Annotated in this window: 13 protein-coding genes; 5 read left to right on the top strand and 8 right to left on the bottom strand. The window is 72.2% G+C overall.

The genetic code is table 11. The annotated features are described in order from the left end of the window. The first annotated feature begins 158 nt into the window (after positions 1-158). Positions 159-812 (top strand): sigma-70 family RNA polymerase sigma factor, encoded by a 654-nt coding sequence (locus ACT2CW_RS14200; protein WP_445516814.1) that lies wholly within the window; start codon positions 159-161, stop codon positions 810-812. Positions 813-974: 162 nt separating this feature from the next. Here the strand turns inward: ACT2CW_RS14200 and ACT2CW_RS14195 are convergent, their stop codons facing one another. From ACT2CW_RS14195 to ACT2CW_RS14185, 3 genes are all read right to left on the bottom strand, one after another. Further along, the gene (locus ACT2CW_RS14195; protein ID WP_171072478.1) at positions 975-1,658 is read right to left on the bottom strand and encodes an HAD-IA family hydrolase; all 684 of its coding nucleotides are present in this window, start codon (positions 1,656-1,658) and stop codon (positions 975-977) included. Positions 1,659-1,853: 195 nt separating this feature from the next. Continuing rightward, positions 1,854-2,984 (bottom strand): Gfo/Idh/MocA family protein, encoded by a 1,131-nt coding sequence (locus ACT2CW_RS14190; RefSeq protein ID WP_445516813.1) that lies wholly within the window; start codon positions 2,982-2,984, stop codon positions 1,854-1,856. Continuing rightward, complete coding sequence (locus ACT2CW_RS14185; RefSeq protein ID WP_445516812.1) at positions 2,981-4,147, bottom strand: DegT/DnrJ/EryC1/StrS family aminotransferase; 1,167 nt, start codon at positions 4,145-4,147, stop codon at positions 2,981-2,983. The genes ACT2CW_RS14190 and ACT2CW_RS14185 overlap by 4 nt, the downstream gene beginning before the upstream one ends. 227 nt (positions 4,148-4,374) lie before the next feature. On the opposite strand from ACT2CW_RS14185, the gene ACT2CW_RS14180 reads away from it, so the two are divergent. The 3 genes from ACT2CW_RS14180 to ACT2CW_RS14170 all read left to right on the top strand — a co-directional run bounded on the left by ACT2CW_RS14180 (position 4,375) and on the right by ACT2CW_RS14170 (position 6,651). Then, entirely contained in the window at positions 4,375-4,809 is a 435-nt protein-coding gene (locus tag ACT2CW_RS14180) for a type II 3-dehydroquinate dehydratase (protein ID WP_445516811.1), read from the top strand. 76 nt (positions 4,810-4,885) lie between these two features. Then, positions 4,886-5,773, top strand: coding sequence for an ROK family protein (locus tag ACT2CW_RS14175; RefSeq protein WP_445516810.1), 888 nt, complete (start codon positions 4,886-4,888; stop codon positions 5,771-5,773). A 53-nt stretch (positions 5,774-5,826) separates the two neighbouring features. Continuing rightward, entirely contained in the window at positions 5,827-6,651 is an 825-nt protein-coding gene (locus ACT2CW_RS14170) for a MerR family transcriptional regulator (RefSeq protein ID WP_414081780.1), read from the top strand. Between the two features lie 46 nt (positions 6,652-6,697). Here the strand turns inward: ACT2CW_RS14170 and ACT2CW_RS14165 are convergent, their stop codons facing one another. From ACT2CW_RS14165 to ACT2CW_RS14150, 4 genes are read right to left on the bottom strand one after another with little or no spacing between them, the layout of a single operon-like run. Then, the gene (locus ACT2CW_RS14165; RefSeq protein ID WP_445516809.1) at positions 6,698-8,113 is read right to left on the bottom strand and encodes a hypothetical protein; all 1,416 of its coding nucleotides are present in this window, start codon (positions 8,111-8,113) and stop codon (positions 6,698-6,700) included. 49 nt (positions 8,114-8,162) lie between these two features. Then, the gene (locus ACT2CW_RS14160; protein WP_445516808.1) at positions 8,163-9,689 is read right to left on the bottom strand and encodes a hypothetical protein; all 1,527 of its coding nucleotides are present in this window, start codon (positions 9,687-9,689) and stop codon (positions 8,163-8,165) included. After that, positions 9,664-10,455 (bottom strand): hypothetical protein, encoded by a 792-nt coding sequence (locus tag ACT2CW_RS14155; protein WP_445516807.1) that lies wholly within the window; start codon positions 10,453-10,455, stop codon positions 9,664-9,666. The genes ACT2CW_RS14160 and ACT2CW_RS14155 overlap by 26 nt, the downstream gene beginning before the upstream one ends. Then, complete coding sequence (locus ACT2CW_RS14150; protein ID WP_445516806.1) at positions 10,452-11,138, bottom strand: hypothetical protein; 687 nt, start codon at positions 11,136-11,138, stop codon at positions 10,452-10,454. The genes ACT2CW_RS14155 and ACT2CW_RS14150 overlap by 4 nt, the downstream gene beginning before the upstream one ends. Before the next feature lie 334 nt (positions 11,139-11,472). On the opposite strand from ACT2CW_RS14150, the gene ACT2CW_RS14145 reads away from it, so the two are divergent. Further along, on the top strand, positions 11,473-12,180 hold the full coding sequence (locus ACT2CW_RS14145; RefSeq protein ID WP_445516805.1) for a 4Fe-4S cluster-binding domain-containing protein: 708 nt from the start codon (positions 11,473-11,475) through the stop codon (positions 12,178-12,180). Between the two features lie 307 nt (positions 12,181-12,487). Here ACT2CW_RS14145 and ACT2CW_RS14140 read toward each other — a convergent pair whose 3' ends face one another. Beyond that, positions 12,488-13,645, bottom strand: coding sequence for a macro domain-containing protein (locus ACT2CW_RS14140; protein WP_445516804.1), 1,158 nt, complete (start codon positions 13,643-13,645; stop codon positions 12,488-12,490). Between the last annotated feature and the right edge of the window lie 156 nt (positions 13,646-13,801).

Genomic DNA, 13,801 nt, shown 5'->3' with positions numbered 1-13,801 from the left:
ATTCGGGGTGCGCGCCGGTGACGGGCGGAGTAACCGGCGCCTGTCCGGCGTCGGCCCCATCCGTCGGTACCGCCTGCCTCTCGCCGCCCCGCCGCGTCCTCACGCGCCGGTGGCGCATGCCGGTGTGCCGTTCACCGCCTTCCGAAGGACGTTTGACGATGCCTTCCCCTACGCTGTCCGCCGCGCCGAGAAGAGCCGTGCAGCCCGTTGCCGTGCACGGGCACGGCTTCGCCACCGCGGCGAACGACCGCGAGGTCACCGAATGGGCGCTGGCCGCCCGTGACGGCGACCGTGACGCGGTCGACCACTTCATCCGCGCCACCTACCGCGATGTGCGCCGCTTCGTACTCCATCTCAGCGCCGATCCCCACGGCTGTGAGGACCTCGCCCAGGAGACGTATCTGCGGGCGCTGACCGGGCTGTCGCGCTTCGCGGGCCGCTCGTCGGCCCGGACGTGGCTGCTGTCGATCGCCCGCCGTGTGGTCGTCGACCGCTACCGCATGGCCGCCGCCCGTCCCCGCACCCTGGACGCGGAAGACTGGCAGGAGGTGGCCGAACGGGCGCAGCCCGTCGGGCTCCCCGGGTTCGACGAGGGGGTCGTGCTCATGGATCTGCTGGCGGCGCTCGCCCCGGCCCGCCGTGAGATGTTCCTCCTGACCAAGGTGCTCGGCCTGCCGTACGCGGACGCCGCCACCGCCACCGGCTGCCCCATCGGCACCGTACGTTCCCGTGTGGCCCGCGCCCGCGAGGACATCAGCGCACTGCTGGCCGCGGCGGAAAAGGCCGCGGAACCGGTGCGGTTGGCGGGCTGAGCCCAAGCGATGACGCGGGGCGCGGCGGGTGGCGGCTCATGACCGCCTGCCCTCCGCTCTCCGTACGTCACCGCCTGCCCGCCGCGTCCCGTACGTCACCGCCTGCCCGGCTGCTGACGTACGGGACGCGAGCCCCGCGGAACGCCACGAGCCTCGGCGAACCTACGGAACCGTCAGCGACAGCAGTTCGGACGGCTTGTGCAGGATCACATCGGGCTCCGCCGCGAGCAGGGTCTTCTCATCGGTCTCGCCCCACATCGCGGCCACGGCGGTGATCCCGGCCCCCCGCGCGCTGGCCAGATCGGTCACCGCGTCCCCGACCATCACGGTCCGGTCGGGGTCCGAGCCCATGACCTCCATCGCCTTCAGCACGATGTCCGGTGCGGGTTTGGGCCTGGCCACCTCGTCGGAGCCGAGGATCACATCGAACTGCCCATCAATTCCCAGCGTGTTGAGCAGCGAGCGCGCCCGTGGGCCGCTCTTCCCGGTGGCCACCCCGAGCCGCAGCCCGCGGTGGCGCAGCTCGGACAGCAGCTCGGGCACACCGTCGAACATCTCCACCAGGTGGGCGAGCCGGTAGCTCTCGCGGACGAACGGGCCCTCCATCTCCAGCGGAAGACCCATGATCCGCATGATGTCGGGGAAGTAGCGGCCCAAGTGGCGGTTGTACTCCTCGAAGGGCGGCTCACCGTCGCCGACGACCTCGGCGTAGGCGAGGGTGAATGCCTCGCGCATCACCGCGAAGCTGTTGACGAGAACACCGTCGAGGTCGAAGACCACCGAGGTGATCGGGGCGATACCCGCGCCGGAGGGCGGGCCGTCGTGGCTGATCGGATGGCTGGTCATTGAGCACTCCCGTAGTGCGGGCACGGCTGGTACGGCGGACCGCCGGTCCGGGTCTCGGATGCGGTCCTTGGAACGCGGACCGGAAACGCGGCCCGTGGAACGCGGACCGGAAGTCCGGCCCGTGGAACGCGGACCGGAAGTCCGGCCCGTGGCAGGAAATGACGACGGCGGAACCGAGGAGGCGGGGCGCGCGGTTCACACCGGCGCCGACTCCCGGAGCTCCCGGGGGATCCGGGCCGAGGCGTAGACCCGTTCGATGGCCCCGATGGTCCGGCGGACCTCCTCGATCACCCGCCCGCGCCCCGCCGGGTCGCGCAACTGCGCGGGAAGCATGTCGAGCTGCCGGTCGTACTCGGTGCCGATCGGTTCGGTGGGTACGGCCACCGGGCGGGTCGTACCGTCGACGGTGCGGGTCAGGGTGGACCTCTCCAGGCGGTTCGGGCTGAATCCGAAGGTGCAGCGCAGGGTCGCGCTGCCGCCGCTGCCGTCGATCGTGACCCGGGTGGTGTCCAGCTCCTCGTGCGAGGCCCAGCTCGCGTGCAGTACGACCGAACGGCCGTCGTCGGTGATGAGGAACCCGCGCGCGGTGTCCTCGACATCGGTGGTGCCCTCGGTGGTGCCCGGGAGCGCCGGGCCGCCGTCGTCGCCGCGCCACGCGGCCCGGGAGGACCGCTGGGTGATGAAGTCGGAGGAGACGGTGCCGATGGCGTGCCGGAACGCGGCGGTGCCCAGCAGCGGAACCGCGATGTCGAACAGATGCCAGCCCAGGTCGACCAGCGCCCCGCCGCCCGCGAGCGACCGCTGGGTGAACCAGCCGCCCCGGTCGGGTACGCCGCGCGCCCGCACCCAGGCGAGTTCGACATGGCGGATATGGCCCAGCCGGGCGGCGATCCGGTACAGCCCGCTCACATCGGCGCGGTAGCGCGCCGCGCTGCCGGCCAGCAGCACCGCGCCGCCGGAGCGCTCCGCGGCGGCCAGCAGCTCGGCCTCCTCCGAGGTCAGGCACACTGGCTTCTCCAGGAACACCGGAATGCCCTTGGCCAGCAGCTCGCCGGCGACCGCGCAGTGCAGATGGTTGGGCACCGCGACCACCGCCAGATCCACCTCGGCGGGATCGAGGTCATGGACCGCCGCCAGCACCGGTAACCGGTCCATGCCCTCAGTCTCGGCCACGGCCGCGCGGCCGCGCTCGTCGGGATCCACCGCGGCGGTCACGGTGAAGGCGGGGTTGCGGAGGAGCCGGGGCAGCCAGATCGAGCGGGCCGCCCACCCCAGCCCCACCACGGCGGTCCGGATCGGCGTCTCGCCGATCTGCGGGCCGCTCATGCGCCCGCGAGCACGTCGGCGACGACGGCGGCCACTTCGTGCATCTGCTCCTCGCTGCCCAGCAGCACCCGGTGGTGCAGCCATATGCAGTCGCGGGTGAGCGCCTCGGAGTGCGGGCAGCGGCGGGCGAGTTCGTCCACCGTCAGATCGGGCGCCGCGACCTCCCAGAAGGCGGCCGTACGGTAGACCGCGCGGAAGGCGACGAAGGCGGGCACCCCGCGCTCGATGAGCATGTCGACGACCTTGGCGCGGCGCTCCTCGGTGATGCCCGGCACCCGGAACATCGCCATGTAGTGCGGGTTGCGGTCGCCGCGGTCGTCGCGCGACTGCGGTACGACCCCGGGGATCTCGGCGAGCAGCCGGTTCAGCACCGGCGAGCGCCGCTCCCGCGTGGTGATCTGGTCCTCGAGACGGGCGAGTTGGGCGCGCAGCACCGAGGCGGAGAACTCGTTCAGCCGGAAGTTGGAGCCCGAGGTGCGGTGGAAGTAGCCGCGGTCGGTGCGCGGGCGTCCACAGCTGTGCCGGACGAAGCCCTTCTCGTACATCTCGGCGTCGGGGAAGAGCACGGCGCCGCCCTCACCCGCGGTCATCAGCTTGCCGTTCTGGAAGCTGAACGCCGCGACCGAGCCCAGCTCACCGACCCTCTTGCCGCGCCATCGCGCCCCGTGGGCGTGGGCCGCGTCCTGGATCAGCGGCACCCCCGAGTCGGCGGACAGCTTGTCCAGGGCGTCCATGTCGCACATCTGGCCCGCCATGTGCACCGGCATGATCGCGCGGGTCTTCGGGCCGATGGCCGCCTCGACCGCCGACGGATCGATGCAGTACGTGTCCGGGTCCACGTCCACCGGAACGGCCACCGCGCCCAGCCGCTGCGCGGCCTGCGAGGAGGAGATGAAGGTGAACGCGGGAACGATCACCTCGGAGCCGGCGCCGACGCCGAGCACCTCGAGGGCGAGCTCCAGCGCGTGTGTCCCGTTGGTGACCGCCAGCGCGTGCTCGCTGCCATGGGCCGCGGCGAACTCCGCCTCGAAGGCATCGACCTCACCGCCCCCGATGCGCCACCACTGCCCCTGGTCCAGGGCCCGGATCAGGGCCTCGCGCTCCTCGTCGCCGTACTGCGGCCATGCGGGCAGCTCGGATCGCAGTCGCACATCATTGCTCATGATTTCCCTACTCCCTTAATGCGTTATGGAGGCAGGTCCGCGGCGGACGCATTAGCACGCTAACCGGACGGCGGGCGAAACGTCATTCCCCCTCAGGGCCCCCCTATAGCCCCCTTAAAAGCGCGGTTGACCAAACTCCCACGCCCAGGCCAGGGGTGCCGTGCTATAAATGGCACTTCCATGATGAGCCGCTGTAATTCAGCCGATCCCACATGGTGAGGTGCGCAGTGAGCAGGCTGTTGTTGGTGAACGGGCCGAATCTCGGCATCCTCGGGAAGCGCCAGCCCGAGATCTATGGCACGGATACGTTGCAGGACATCGAGCGCTGGGTCGGAGAAGAGGTCGCGGAGCGCGGCTGGAAAGTGGATTCCTACCAGTTCGATGGCGAAGCCGAGATCATCCAAACCATTCAGGGGAACTACGACACGGTCGGCGCCATCATCAATCCGGCAGCCCTCATGATGGCCGGATGGGGGCTTAGGGACGCACTGGCCAACTATCCGCGGCCCTGGATAGAAGTGCATCTGTCGAATGTCTGGGCCCGTGAGCAGTTCCGCCATGAGTCGGTGACCGGACCGCTGGCCGCGGGCGTCATCTTCGGGCTCGGCGCCATGGGCTATCGGCTCGCCGCACGCGCCCTGCTCGAAATGGTGCCGGACTGAGCGCCCGCCACGCCGTCATCCCCCACCGCGAAGGCTGACGAGCCGGGAGGCGACCATCAGTCATCTGGGAATCGACGTGGGCGGCACCAAAGTGGCGCTGCGCCTCGAACACGACGACCTGAGCATCCGCGAATCCTCCTTCCGCTGGGCGGAGCCGGACGGTACGGACGCCATCACATCCGGCGGCGCCACCCGCGACCTGGAGCTGCTGGCGCGGCACATCAGGGAGCTGTGCGAGCCCGAGCGGCTCACCGGCGTCGGGGTCGCGCTGCCCGCCACCCTCGACGCCACCGGCACGGTCACCGCCTGGCCCGGCCGCCCCGGCTGGGTGGGAGTGCAGCTGCGGAGCGCGCTGTCCGCGCTCTTCGGCGAGGCCGAGGTGCGCTGCGCCGACGACGGTGATCTGGCCGCCCTCGCCGAAGCACACGAAGCGGGCTGCCCCGATCTGCTCTACCTCGGCGTCGGCACCGGGATCGGCGGTGGCATCGTGCTGAACGGAAGGCCCGTCCCCGGTGTGGGCCGCGGCTCCTGCGAGGTCGGCCATCTGATCGTGGACCGTGACGGACCGCTGTGCGACTGCGGCCGGCGCGGCTGCGTCCAGGCGGCGGCCTCGGGCCCGGCGACCCTGCGCCGGGCGGCGCGTCGACGGGGCGAGGAGGTGGCCTTCACCGCGCTGCGCGAGGCCGTGCGGGACCGCAAGCAGTGGGCCGTGGCGGCGCTGCGGGAGAGTGGCCGGGCCCTGGCCACGGCGGTGGCCGGTGTGTGCGAGCTGGTCCGTCCCTCGCTCGTGCTGATCGGCGGAGGGTTCGCCGCGGCGATGCCGGAGCTCGTGGCGATGGTGGCCGAGCGCACGACGGCACTGGAGCGGCCTGGGCATCCGCTGCCACCGGTCCGGGCTGCGACACTGGGCGGGCTGTCGTCACTGCACGGCGCCGTTCTGCTGGCCAGGGGGCTGCCGGACTGATCCGGCCGCCCCTTGACCCTCACACCGTGTCAGGCGCTGAACTCGGAGCCATCATGTTCACCATCGGAGACTTCGCCCGGCACGGCCGCGTCTCGGTCCGGATGCTGCGCCACTACGACGCCACCGGACTGCTGCGCCCGGCCCATGTCGACCCCGCCACCGGATACCGCTCCTACTCGGCCGCCCAGCTCAGCCGGCTGAACCGGATTATCGCGCTGAAAGAGCTCGGCTTCACCCTCCAGCAGGTGCGGGACATCGTGGACGACAAGGTCGGCACCGAGGAGCTGCGCGGCATGCTGCGGCTGCGGCGGGCCGAGCTGGAGGCCACGGTGGCCGCCACGGCGGCACGGCTGGTGCAGGTCGAGGCGAGGCTCCGGTCGATCGAGAGCGAGGGGCACATGCCCACGAACGACGTCGTCATCAAGACCCTCCCCGCGGTGCGGGTCGCGGAGCTCACCGCCACCGCCGCCGGATTCGAACCCCAGGACATCGGCCCGGTCATCACACCCCTCTACGACGAGCTGTTCCGGCGCCTCGGCGCGGCGGGCATCACCCCGACGGGCCCCGGTGTCGCGTACTACGAGGACGCACCGGAAGGCGGTGGCGCCGTGACCGTGCACGCCGCCGTCCAGGTCTCCGCCCCGCTCCGGGACGGTGCGGACCTGAGGATCCTCGATCTCCCGCCCGTCGACCGGGCCGCGACCATCGTGCACCGTGGCCCGATGGACGCCGTGGTGCCCACGGCCCAGGCCCTGGCCCACTGGATCGACGGCAACGGCTACCGGTCGGCCGGCTATCCCCGGGAGATCAACCTGGAGTGCCCGGAGAACCGCGACGAGTGGGTCACGGAACTCCAGGCACCGGTGGTCCAGGTCTGACGGCCGGGGCCGCTCAGCCGGACGGGCAGACGGCCGGACGAGGTGGTCAGGAGGCCTGTGAGCGGCCCCTTCTGCGGGGGCGGCCCGCCCCGGTCGACTCGGTGCGCGGGTCCACCCCCAGCTGCTTCAGCTGTTCGAAGTCGGCCGTGTCCATCTTCTCCAGGATCTCCAACTGCCGGGCCAGAGCATCGGTCTGTCCCTCGACATCGTCATGCCGTCTGAGCGCGGCCGCCGTGGTGATGTGGAAGCGGGCCAGGGCCACCTTCAGACTGCGGCTCTCCAGGATCATCCGGTAGCGGGTCTCCTCCGCCAGCGCGTCCTGCACCGATCGGACCGGCCGGGCGAAGAACAACGTGACGATCTGCCCCACCCCGAGCGCGCCGAGCACGGCGGGGCTCTGCCACCCGATACGGTCCGGGAGGAAGACCCCGACGAGCGACAGCAGAAGCGCGCTGGCCAGCAGACAAGTGCCCAGCCCCAGCAGGAACTTGCTGGCGAACCCCACCGTGTGCTGCGCTCGTCGGAGGCGTTCCGCGGTCTGGATGCGATAGTCCCGCATCCTGGCGTCCTCGTAGGACAGGATGCCCTGCTTGTCCTGGATGTACGAGGAGTAGCCCACGAACTCCGCGTCCCCGCCACGGGACAGCGGCCGGTCGTCGTCCGGCCGCGAGCCCAGGAAACGGGCCAGCTCCGCCAGACCGATCATCACCTCCGTGTGCAGCACACGCTGGCAGAAGTCCAGGGCCATCAGATGGCGCTCCAGGGTCCTGCTGGCCGTGAGCGCGTCCGAGACGACGAGCTGCCGCACGTCGTAGCGGGAGCGGATACCGGTCAGCAGCAGCTGGACCTTGATGTCGGTGAGGACACCGATCACCACCACATGCGTGGTCTCCTGCCGTCCGTCGCCCAGCAGACCGTCCAGCAGCGTCGTCAGCGGCGCCGGTTCGCTGAGGTCGGGACGTCCGCCGGAGCTGTGCTGGAAGTCGAAGAGGGTGTTGGACCGCACATGGTGGACGCGGAGTTTCCCGCCCCAGCCGTCCTCGGCGTCCGCGGGCGCGCGCAGCTCCGGGGCCAGCACGTCCGTGAGCCCGTCGACGTACGCCGCCCCCCAGGTGCCGGCCTCGCAATGCGCACCGTACTGCCTGCGCTCCAGGTCGTACGCCTCTCCCGGGACATGCCAGTCACGGATGTTGATCAGATGCAGGACCCCGTCCCCGTGGCCGCGCATCCGGGAGCCCACGGTGGCGTCGAGGAAGCGGGCCAGTGGCGAACGGCGCAGCTCCGCCTCGGACAGCACCCGGCGGTGGCCCTCCGTGCGGAGGGACGCACCGCTCTCGCTGTCCAGCAGCAGCTTGGAGACCGCGCCGTCCGGCAGGGACAACTGGCAGTCCAGGTTGAGGAAGAAGTCGTTCTGTAGACACTGTGTGATGAGTATGTACTGCGACGGTGCCCTCGGCTCCATCGCCACCCCCCCCGTGGGTCTCCGTGTGTCTTCTCGGTGGCGCACGCCCTCAGCGCGGCAGCAGCGGCCACTGGCTGGACAGCCGCATGGCGGCCTCCGTGACCGCGGGATCGCCGGACTCCATGGCCACGCCGTCCAGGTAGGCGTGGGCCGCCGCCTCGTACAGCTCGTCGACCGCGTAGAGCCGCTCCTCATGGGCCGCGCGGCGGGCGCCCGCGCGGGCGCCCACGGTGGCCTCGGCCTCCCTGGCGCGCTCGGAGCCGGCGAGATCCGTCTCGATGTCCCGCTCCAGCTCCCGCAGCCGCTCGGCCGTGGTCCGGTACGCCGCCAGATACGGATGCTCCTCGCCCAGCCCGATCAGGAAGGCGATGCCACCGGAGAGCAGCAGCAGCGCGATGAACATCCAGGACACGCTGTGCGGGTCCAGGTGCAGGGACTCGATGAGGCTCGGTGGATTGCTCACGCTGTCCCCGACATCCGCGGCCACATCGGGCGGCAGATCCAGCGGAGGCTCCTCCCGGAACGCCACCTTGGCCCGCAGATCCCCCAACGCCCAGGCGCCGTACGCCCATATGCCCAGCAGGGCGAGGGCGGGCACGGACGACAGCCGGACCGCGCCGGTGGCCGAGCGCCGCCGCAGCATCCAGCCCGCGATATGCGGGGCGAGGATCATCGCCACGGCCACGGCCACCATGAGGCTGTAGGAGAGCAGATCGGCGAACCGCCCGACACCGTGCAGATTCTCGAACACCGAGTAGTAGACGGGCAGTTCGACCACGATCAGGGCGGCAAGCACCCCGAACTTCATCCAGCGCGGCAGACCGGGGCGCGCCGCCGCGCCCTCCCACGCCGCCCTGGTGGACAGGGCACGCTGGGCCGCGTCCGCCTCCGCCACCGGATCGTGGTCGGACACCGCCTGCCAGTGGGCGTGGCCACCGGTGGTCTCCGGCTCGTCCTCGGGCCGCGTGGCGCCCGGCCGTTCGGGACCGGTGGCGTCGCCCGCGTCGGCGGGCATACGGGCACGCAGCCACCGGCGCTCGAAACCGCCCCGCACGGCGTCGCGGAAGGTCTGCCACCGGTCGGCCCGCCGCGCCAGCCGGTCCAGCTGGTCGATGGTCACCGATTGCTGCTGCTCCAGGGCGGCCCGCTGCCGGTCCGCCCGCTCCAGCCGCACTCCGGCGGCGGTGGCGGCCGCCCGCACCCGGCTCGCCTCCAGCGCGCCGTCCTCCTCGGCCCGGGCCTGCTCCTCGGCGAGCCGGTGTCTGACCTTGTTGCGCAGACTGGCCAGCTCGGCGAAGTAGGACACCCGGTCGGGACTGGCCAGCACCCAGGGGTCGAAGACCTTGCGCGAGGCCGCCGAGGCGCCGTGCTTGCGCGCCCGGTCCAGCAGCCAGGCGCTGTCACCGGCCCGGATGACATCCGAGGCGACGGGCTCGGGCTGCGGCAGCGCCCCGTCGGGGAACCGCCGCGCGGCCGTCCGCCCGCCGCGCCGCCCGCGGTCCGCGTCGGCCCTGCGGCGGCGCAGCCTCAGCCGCCGCGGTGCCTCGTCGTCACCGGCGGTAGGTGGTGTGGACATGTGCCTTCACCCTCCCCTCCAGAAGCTCCGTCCAGAAGGAGTTGAACTGCTCGTACCGGGAGGTGTCGGTGCCGTACTTCATGCCGTAGCCCACCGGGTAGATGTCGGCGCCGGACAGCTCCGGCCTGCCGTGCGACTTCAGGAAGTCGTCGATGACGGTCCGGCGGCTCGCGGCGGTGGACAGGTCCTGCCGCCCCAGCCGGAAGTCGGTGTCGCCCTGGTCGAAGTCGCTCACCACCAGGACGTCGAACGACGCGTCGGCGCCGGACGGCTTGGACAGCCCGATGCGCGAGAGCCCCCCGAGCACATCGGAGCCGGGCTCCTCCTTCTGGGCACAGCGCAGCAGCTTCAGGGCGTTGGAGAGGGCCACCGCGCGCATGGTGGTGCGGGTCCGCTCGCGGTCGGCGGTCTTCGAGGTGTTCGGATCCAGATCCAGCGGGCTGACCTGGCACTTGGACGCCTCGGACACCTTGGTGATCGGGGCGAAGGACGTCTTGCGGCACTTCTTGTCCGCCAGGAACCTCTGGAGGGTGGCCTTGAGCTTGGCCTCCGCGTCGAAGCCGGTCCGGGAGGCGGCCGCCGAGCCGGAGCCGTCGACCACGACGCCACATGTCCGGGAGTAGCGTGACGGCTCGTCGGAGCCGCAGGCCGTGCCGCCCGCCGCGAGGGCGAACGCCAGCGCGGCGGTCAGCGCGCGCCGCCGGTTCCGGCGCCGCCGGGCGCCCGGACGTTCCGGAGCGGGGTGGTGGACGGTGTGGACGGTCATCGCGAGGTCCTCCCGTCGACGCGGTCGGTGTTCTGCCGTTCGAGTATGTGCAGCGCCCGGGAGGTGGCCGTGCGGGCGCCGTCGTCGTCGGCCAGCAGCCAGACGTCGGGCCGGTACCAGGACCCGTCCAACTCCACCCGGCCGGGCAGCCAGTCCCCGGGCGGACGCCGGGGAAGGCGGGAGAGCTGGGGGTGGGTCTCGCGCACCGCGTCCCAGTAGCAGGCCAGTCGCTGGTTGGCCTGGTCGACGACGGCCTGGGCATGCGACCGGCACCGGTCCACGCTGGTGCGCCACTGGCCCATCCAGTGGCCGTACCGCGCGAGCGCCGCGGGCCGGGGGTCCTCCCGGACGTCGTACTGGGTGACCACGCGCACCGACTCCGCGCGCAACCTGCTGAGCAGGGCGTGCTCCCGCCCGATGAGGGCGGCGCGCATCTGCTCGGTGGCCCGGCGGACGCCGGTGCGCACCTCCATCACATACGGGGTGATCAGCAGCTCGGGAGCCGGTGGCTCGATGGGCGGCGGGGGCGTCTTGCCCCGCTCCTCCCCGGGCGGCGCCGGGAGCGGGACGCGGGGGACGCCGCGGGCGCCGTCGCGCTTGCCCCGCCACCGGGCCGCGAAGCGGGCGGTACGGCCGAGCCTTCCCCGGCGCACCACCCTGTTGACACTGTCGCTTGTGATCATGGAAATGGATCCCCCGATTTCCCCGGTGCGGAAATTCCCGCTCCGGACAGCCGCATTGCGGACAGTGGAATTCCGCTTTCTCCCGCAAAGGACTCGCAGTCGATGTGGATGACGATGGCGATGTCGTTGTCGATTCGATTCCCTGTCAGACCGTATCGATGAGGTCGTACCCGGGAATGCTCCCCATAGGACACGATCCTGAAAACGCCCGGAAGTCGACCGGAGAACGCCCTCGTCGATGCCTGACGCCGGGTCATACTGGAACGGTTCCGGGGCCACGCCTCTTTGATCATGAATCTCGGAACACGACCTCGGGGGAATGGGAGATGGGTCGGTGGAGAACGTTCCAGGGTGCGCGGAGCCCACGCTCCGGATCAGCCAGACGCACTTTCCGGTGGAGACCCTGGGCCCGGGGCGGCGCCTGGGCATCTGGTCCCAGGGGTGCGGGCTGGCGTGCGCCGGCTGTATGTCCCGGCACACCTGGGATCCGCTGGGCGGCGCCTCCCGTACGGTGTCGTCCCTGCTCGGGCTTTGGCGCGCGGCGCTGGCCCGGGGCGCCGACGGGCTGACGGTCAGCGGCGGCGAACCGCTCGACCAGCCCGCCGCCCTGGAGGCCCTGCTGGCCGGGGCGGCGCGGGCCCGCGCGGAGGCGGTGGCACCGGGCGGCCCGGCGGCGGGCCGCGAGATCGACATCCTCCTGTACACGGGATACGAGGAGGAGGAAGTGGAAGCCGACGCGGCGCGCTCCGCCGCCGTCCGCCACGCCGATGTGCTGGTGACCGGGCGCTACCGGGCGGCCGAGCCCACCGCCCTGGTGTGGCGCGGCTCGGCCAACCAGCGCATGCGGCCGCGTACGGCGCGGGGGCGGGCGCGTTACCAGGAGCATCTGGCCCGTACGGAGAGCGGGCCGCGTTTGCAGATGGTCGAGGGGGACGGCGATGTGCGGCTCTACGGAGTGCCGCGGCGCGGCGAACTGGCCGCGCTGGAGCGTCGGTTGCGGCGGGCGGGTATCGCCCTCACCGCTGCGAGCTGGCGCCCCTGAGCGGGGGCGCCGGCGCGGCTGGTACGGCGCGTGGTGGGCCAGACGGCAGGGCACGCGGCTGGTCGGTCGACAGGGCGCGTGGCCGGTCGGTCGACAGGGCGCGCGGCTGGCCGGTCGGCAGGGCGCGCGGCCGCTCGGTCGGCGTGGTGTGCGGCGGGGCCGGCGGCTGCGGTCGGGGACGCGGCGGACCGGGCGGCCGTGGTCAGGGCCGCTGCGGGCCGGGTGGCCGTGGCTGGGGTGGCTGTCGCCGGTCCGGTCGTGGCACCGGCCACCGTGGTCCGGGGCGCCGTGGCCTCCGCCGCTGTGCTCACAGCGCGCCCACGGCCTCGGCGATCTCCCGGCTGCGGACCACCAGGTGCACCCGCCAGCGGGCGTCCCGGGCGAGTTCATCGCGGATCGCCCAGCGCAGCCAGGTCGCGCTGACCGCCGGTGCCAGCCCGCCCCGGCCCGCGCCGAGCAGCGGAAAGCAAATGGAGGACAGGGCGGGCTCATAGCGGTCGCGCTCGGCCCGGGCGAGCGCGAAGCACGCGCTGACCGCGCGGGCGATGCTCTCCGGGCGGACATCGTACGTGTCGTCCAGCGGTGTGGCCACCGCGGCGTGGTAGATCCGCCGGACGCCGCGCGCGGCGAGCGTTCCCGGCGAGGTGGGCACCACCGTGCCCGGCCGGATCGGCAGCCCTGGGCGGCCGTGGGCGCGCAGCCACGCGGCCAGTTCGCGGGCGAGCACATCGTCGACGATCTCCCCGGCCGGGTCGCGTACGGCGGCGGCCAGGCGCAGCGCGCCGGAGACGGTGGGGCGGAAGGTCTTGGACATCTCCAGGTAGACGTTCTCCGAGGAGACCAGCACCTCGATGTCCCGCAGCAGTTCGATGGGCGAGACATGGAGGGTGAACGTGCTCTGCGCGTCCACCGGCACGCTGTCGACCCGCAGCGGAGGCTCCTGGCCGCTCCCGCCGCTCCGGCCGCTCCGCCCGCCCCGCGCGAGAGGGCTCTGCCCGGCCGGGCTCGGTCCGCCGGGGCGCTGGGCCCCGGCGCCCGGCCCGGGGCCGAGTCCCATCGAGCCCTGCCCGCCGGAGAGGACCGGCGGCTCGCGCAGGATGGTCAGCACGGCCTCGGCGAGCTGCTGCACGACCTGCGGTTCCTGGTGCTTACGGAACCGCTCGGAGGTGACTCCGTACACGGCGGCGGCCGTCTTACGGCGGTCATGGGCGGGCGCGCCCCGGCGGTCGGGCAGCAGCCCGAAGGTGTGGGCCGCGGCCCGGCCCAGCAGGTCCCGCTCGCCGAGGCGCCGTACCGCCTCCTTGAGCAGCGCCTCGATACCGGCCGGGGCGTCGTCGGAGCCATCGCAGAAGCCGCCCGCCACGGCCGCGGCGCGCAGCGCCGGCCGATCGATGTTGCGCAGATCTGGCAGTCCGGGCCTGCGTATGCCTTTGAGTTCTTCCAGGAGTTGATCGTATGTGGGCAAATTTGACTCAAATGGCTCCTGACTCATGGTCACCAGGCTAGCGACCGGCCGGGAAAGAGGAAATCGGTCTCCGGCGGCCGTTCCCTGCCGGGCTGCCGGGCTTTGTACCGCCGGGAATTCACGCCGTGCTGGAACAGATTTCCGATTTCCGGGTTT

It is taken from the genome of Streptomyces sp. NEAU-174 (genome assembly GCF_052665095.1).
This window is presented reverse-complemented; position numbering and strand designations above follow the sequence as displayed.

What these genes read in the sequence shown, in the direction of transcription:
- ACT2CW_RS14200 (WP_445516814.1), top strand. Translation starts at nt 159, where the DNA reads ATGCCTTCCCCTACGCTGTCCGCCGCGCCGAGAAGAGCCGTGCAGCCC.
- ACT2CW_RS14195 (WP_171072478.1), bottom strand. Translation starts at nt 1,658, where the DNA reads ATGACCAGCCATCCGATCAGCCACGACGGCCCGCCCTCCGGCGCGGGT.
- ACT2CW_RS14190 (WP_445516813.1), bottom strand. Translation starts at nt 2,984, where the DNA reads ATGAGCGGCCCGCAGATCGGCGAGACGCCGATCCGGACCGCCGTGGTG.
- ACT2CW_RS14185 (WP_445516812.1), bottom strand. Translation starts at nt 4,147, where the DNA reads ATGAGCAATGATGTGCGACTGCGATCCGAGCTGCCCGCATGGCCGCAG.
- ACT2CW_RS14170 (WP_414081780.1), top strand. Translation starts at nt 5,827, where the DNA reads ATGTTCACCATCGGAGACTTCGCCCGGCACGGCCGCGTCTCGGTCCGG.
- ACT2CW_RS14165 (WP_445516809.1), bottom strand. Translation starts at nt 8,113, where the DNA reads ATGGAGCCGAGGGCACCGTCGCAGTACATACTCATCACACAGTGTCTA.
- ACT2CW_RS14160 (WP_445516808.1), bottom strand. Translation starts at nt 9,689, where the DNA reads ATGTCCACACCACCTACCGCCGGTGACGACGAGGCACCGCGGCGGCTG.
- ACT2CW_RS14155 (WP_445516807.1), bottom strand. Translation starts at nt 10,455, where the DNA reads ATGACCGTCCACACCGTCCACCACCCCGCTCCGGAACGTCCGGGCGCC.
- ACT2CW_RS14150 (WP_445516806.1), bottom strand. Translation starts at nt 11,138, where the DNA reads ATGATCACAAGCGACAGTGTCAACAGGGTGGTGCGCCGGGGAAGGCTC.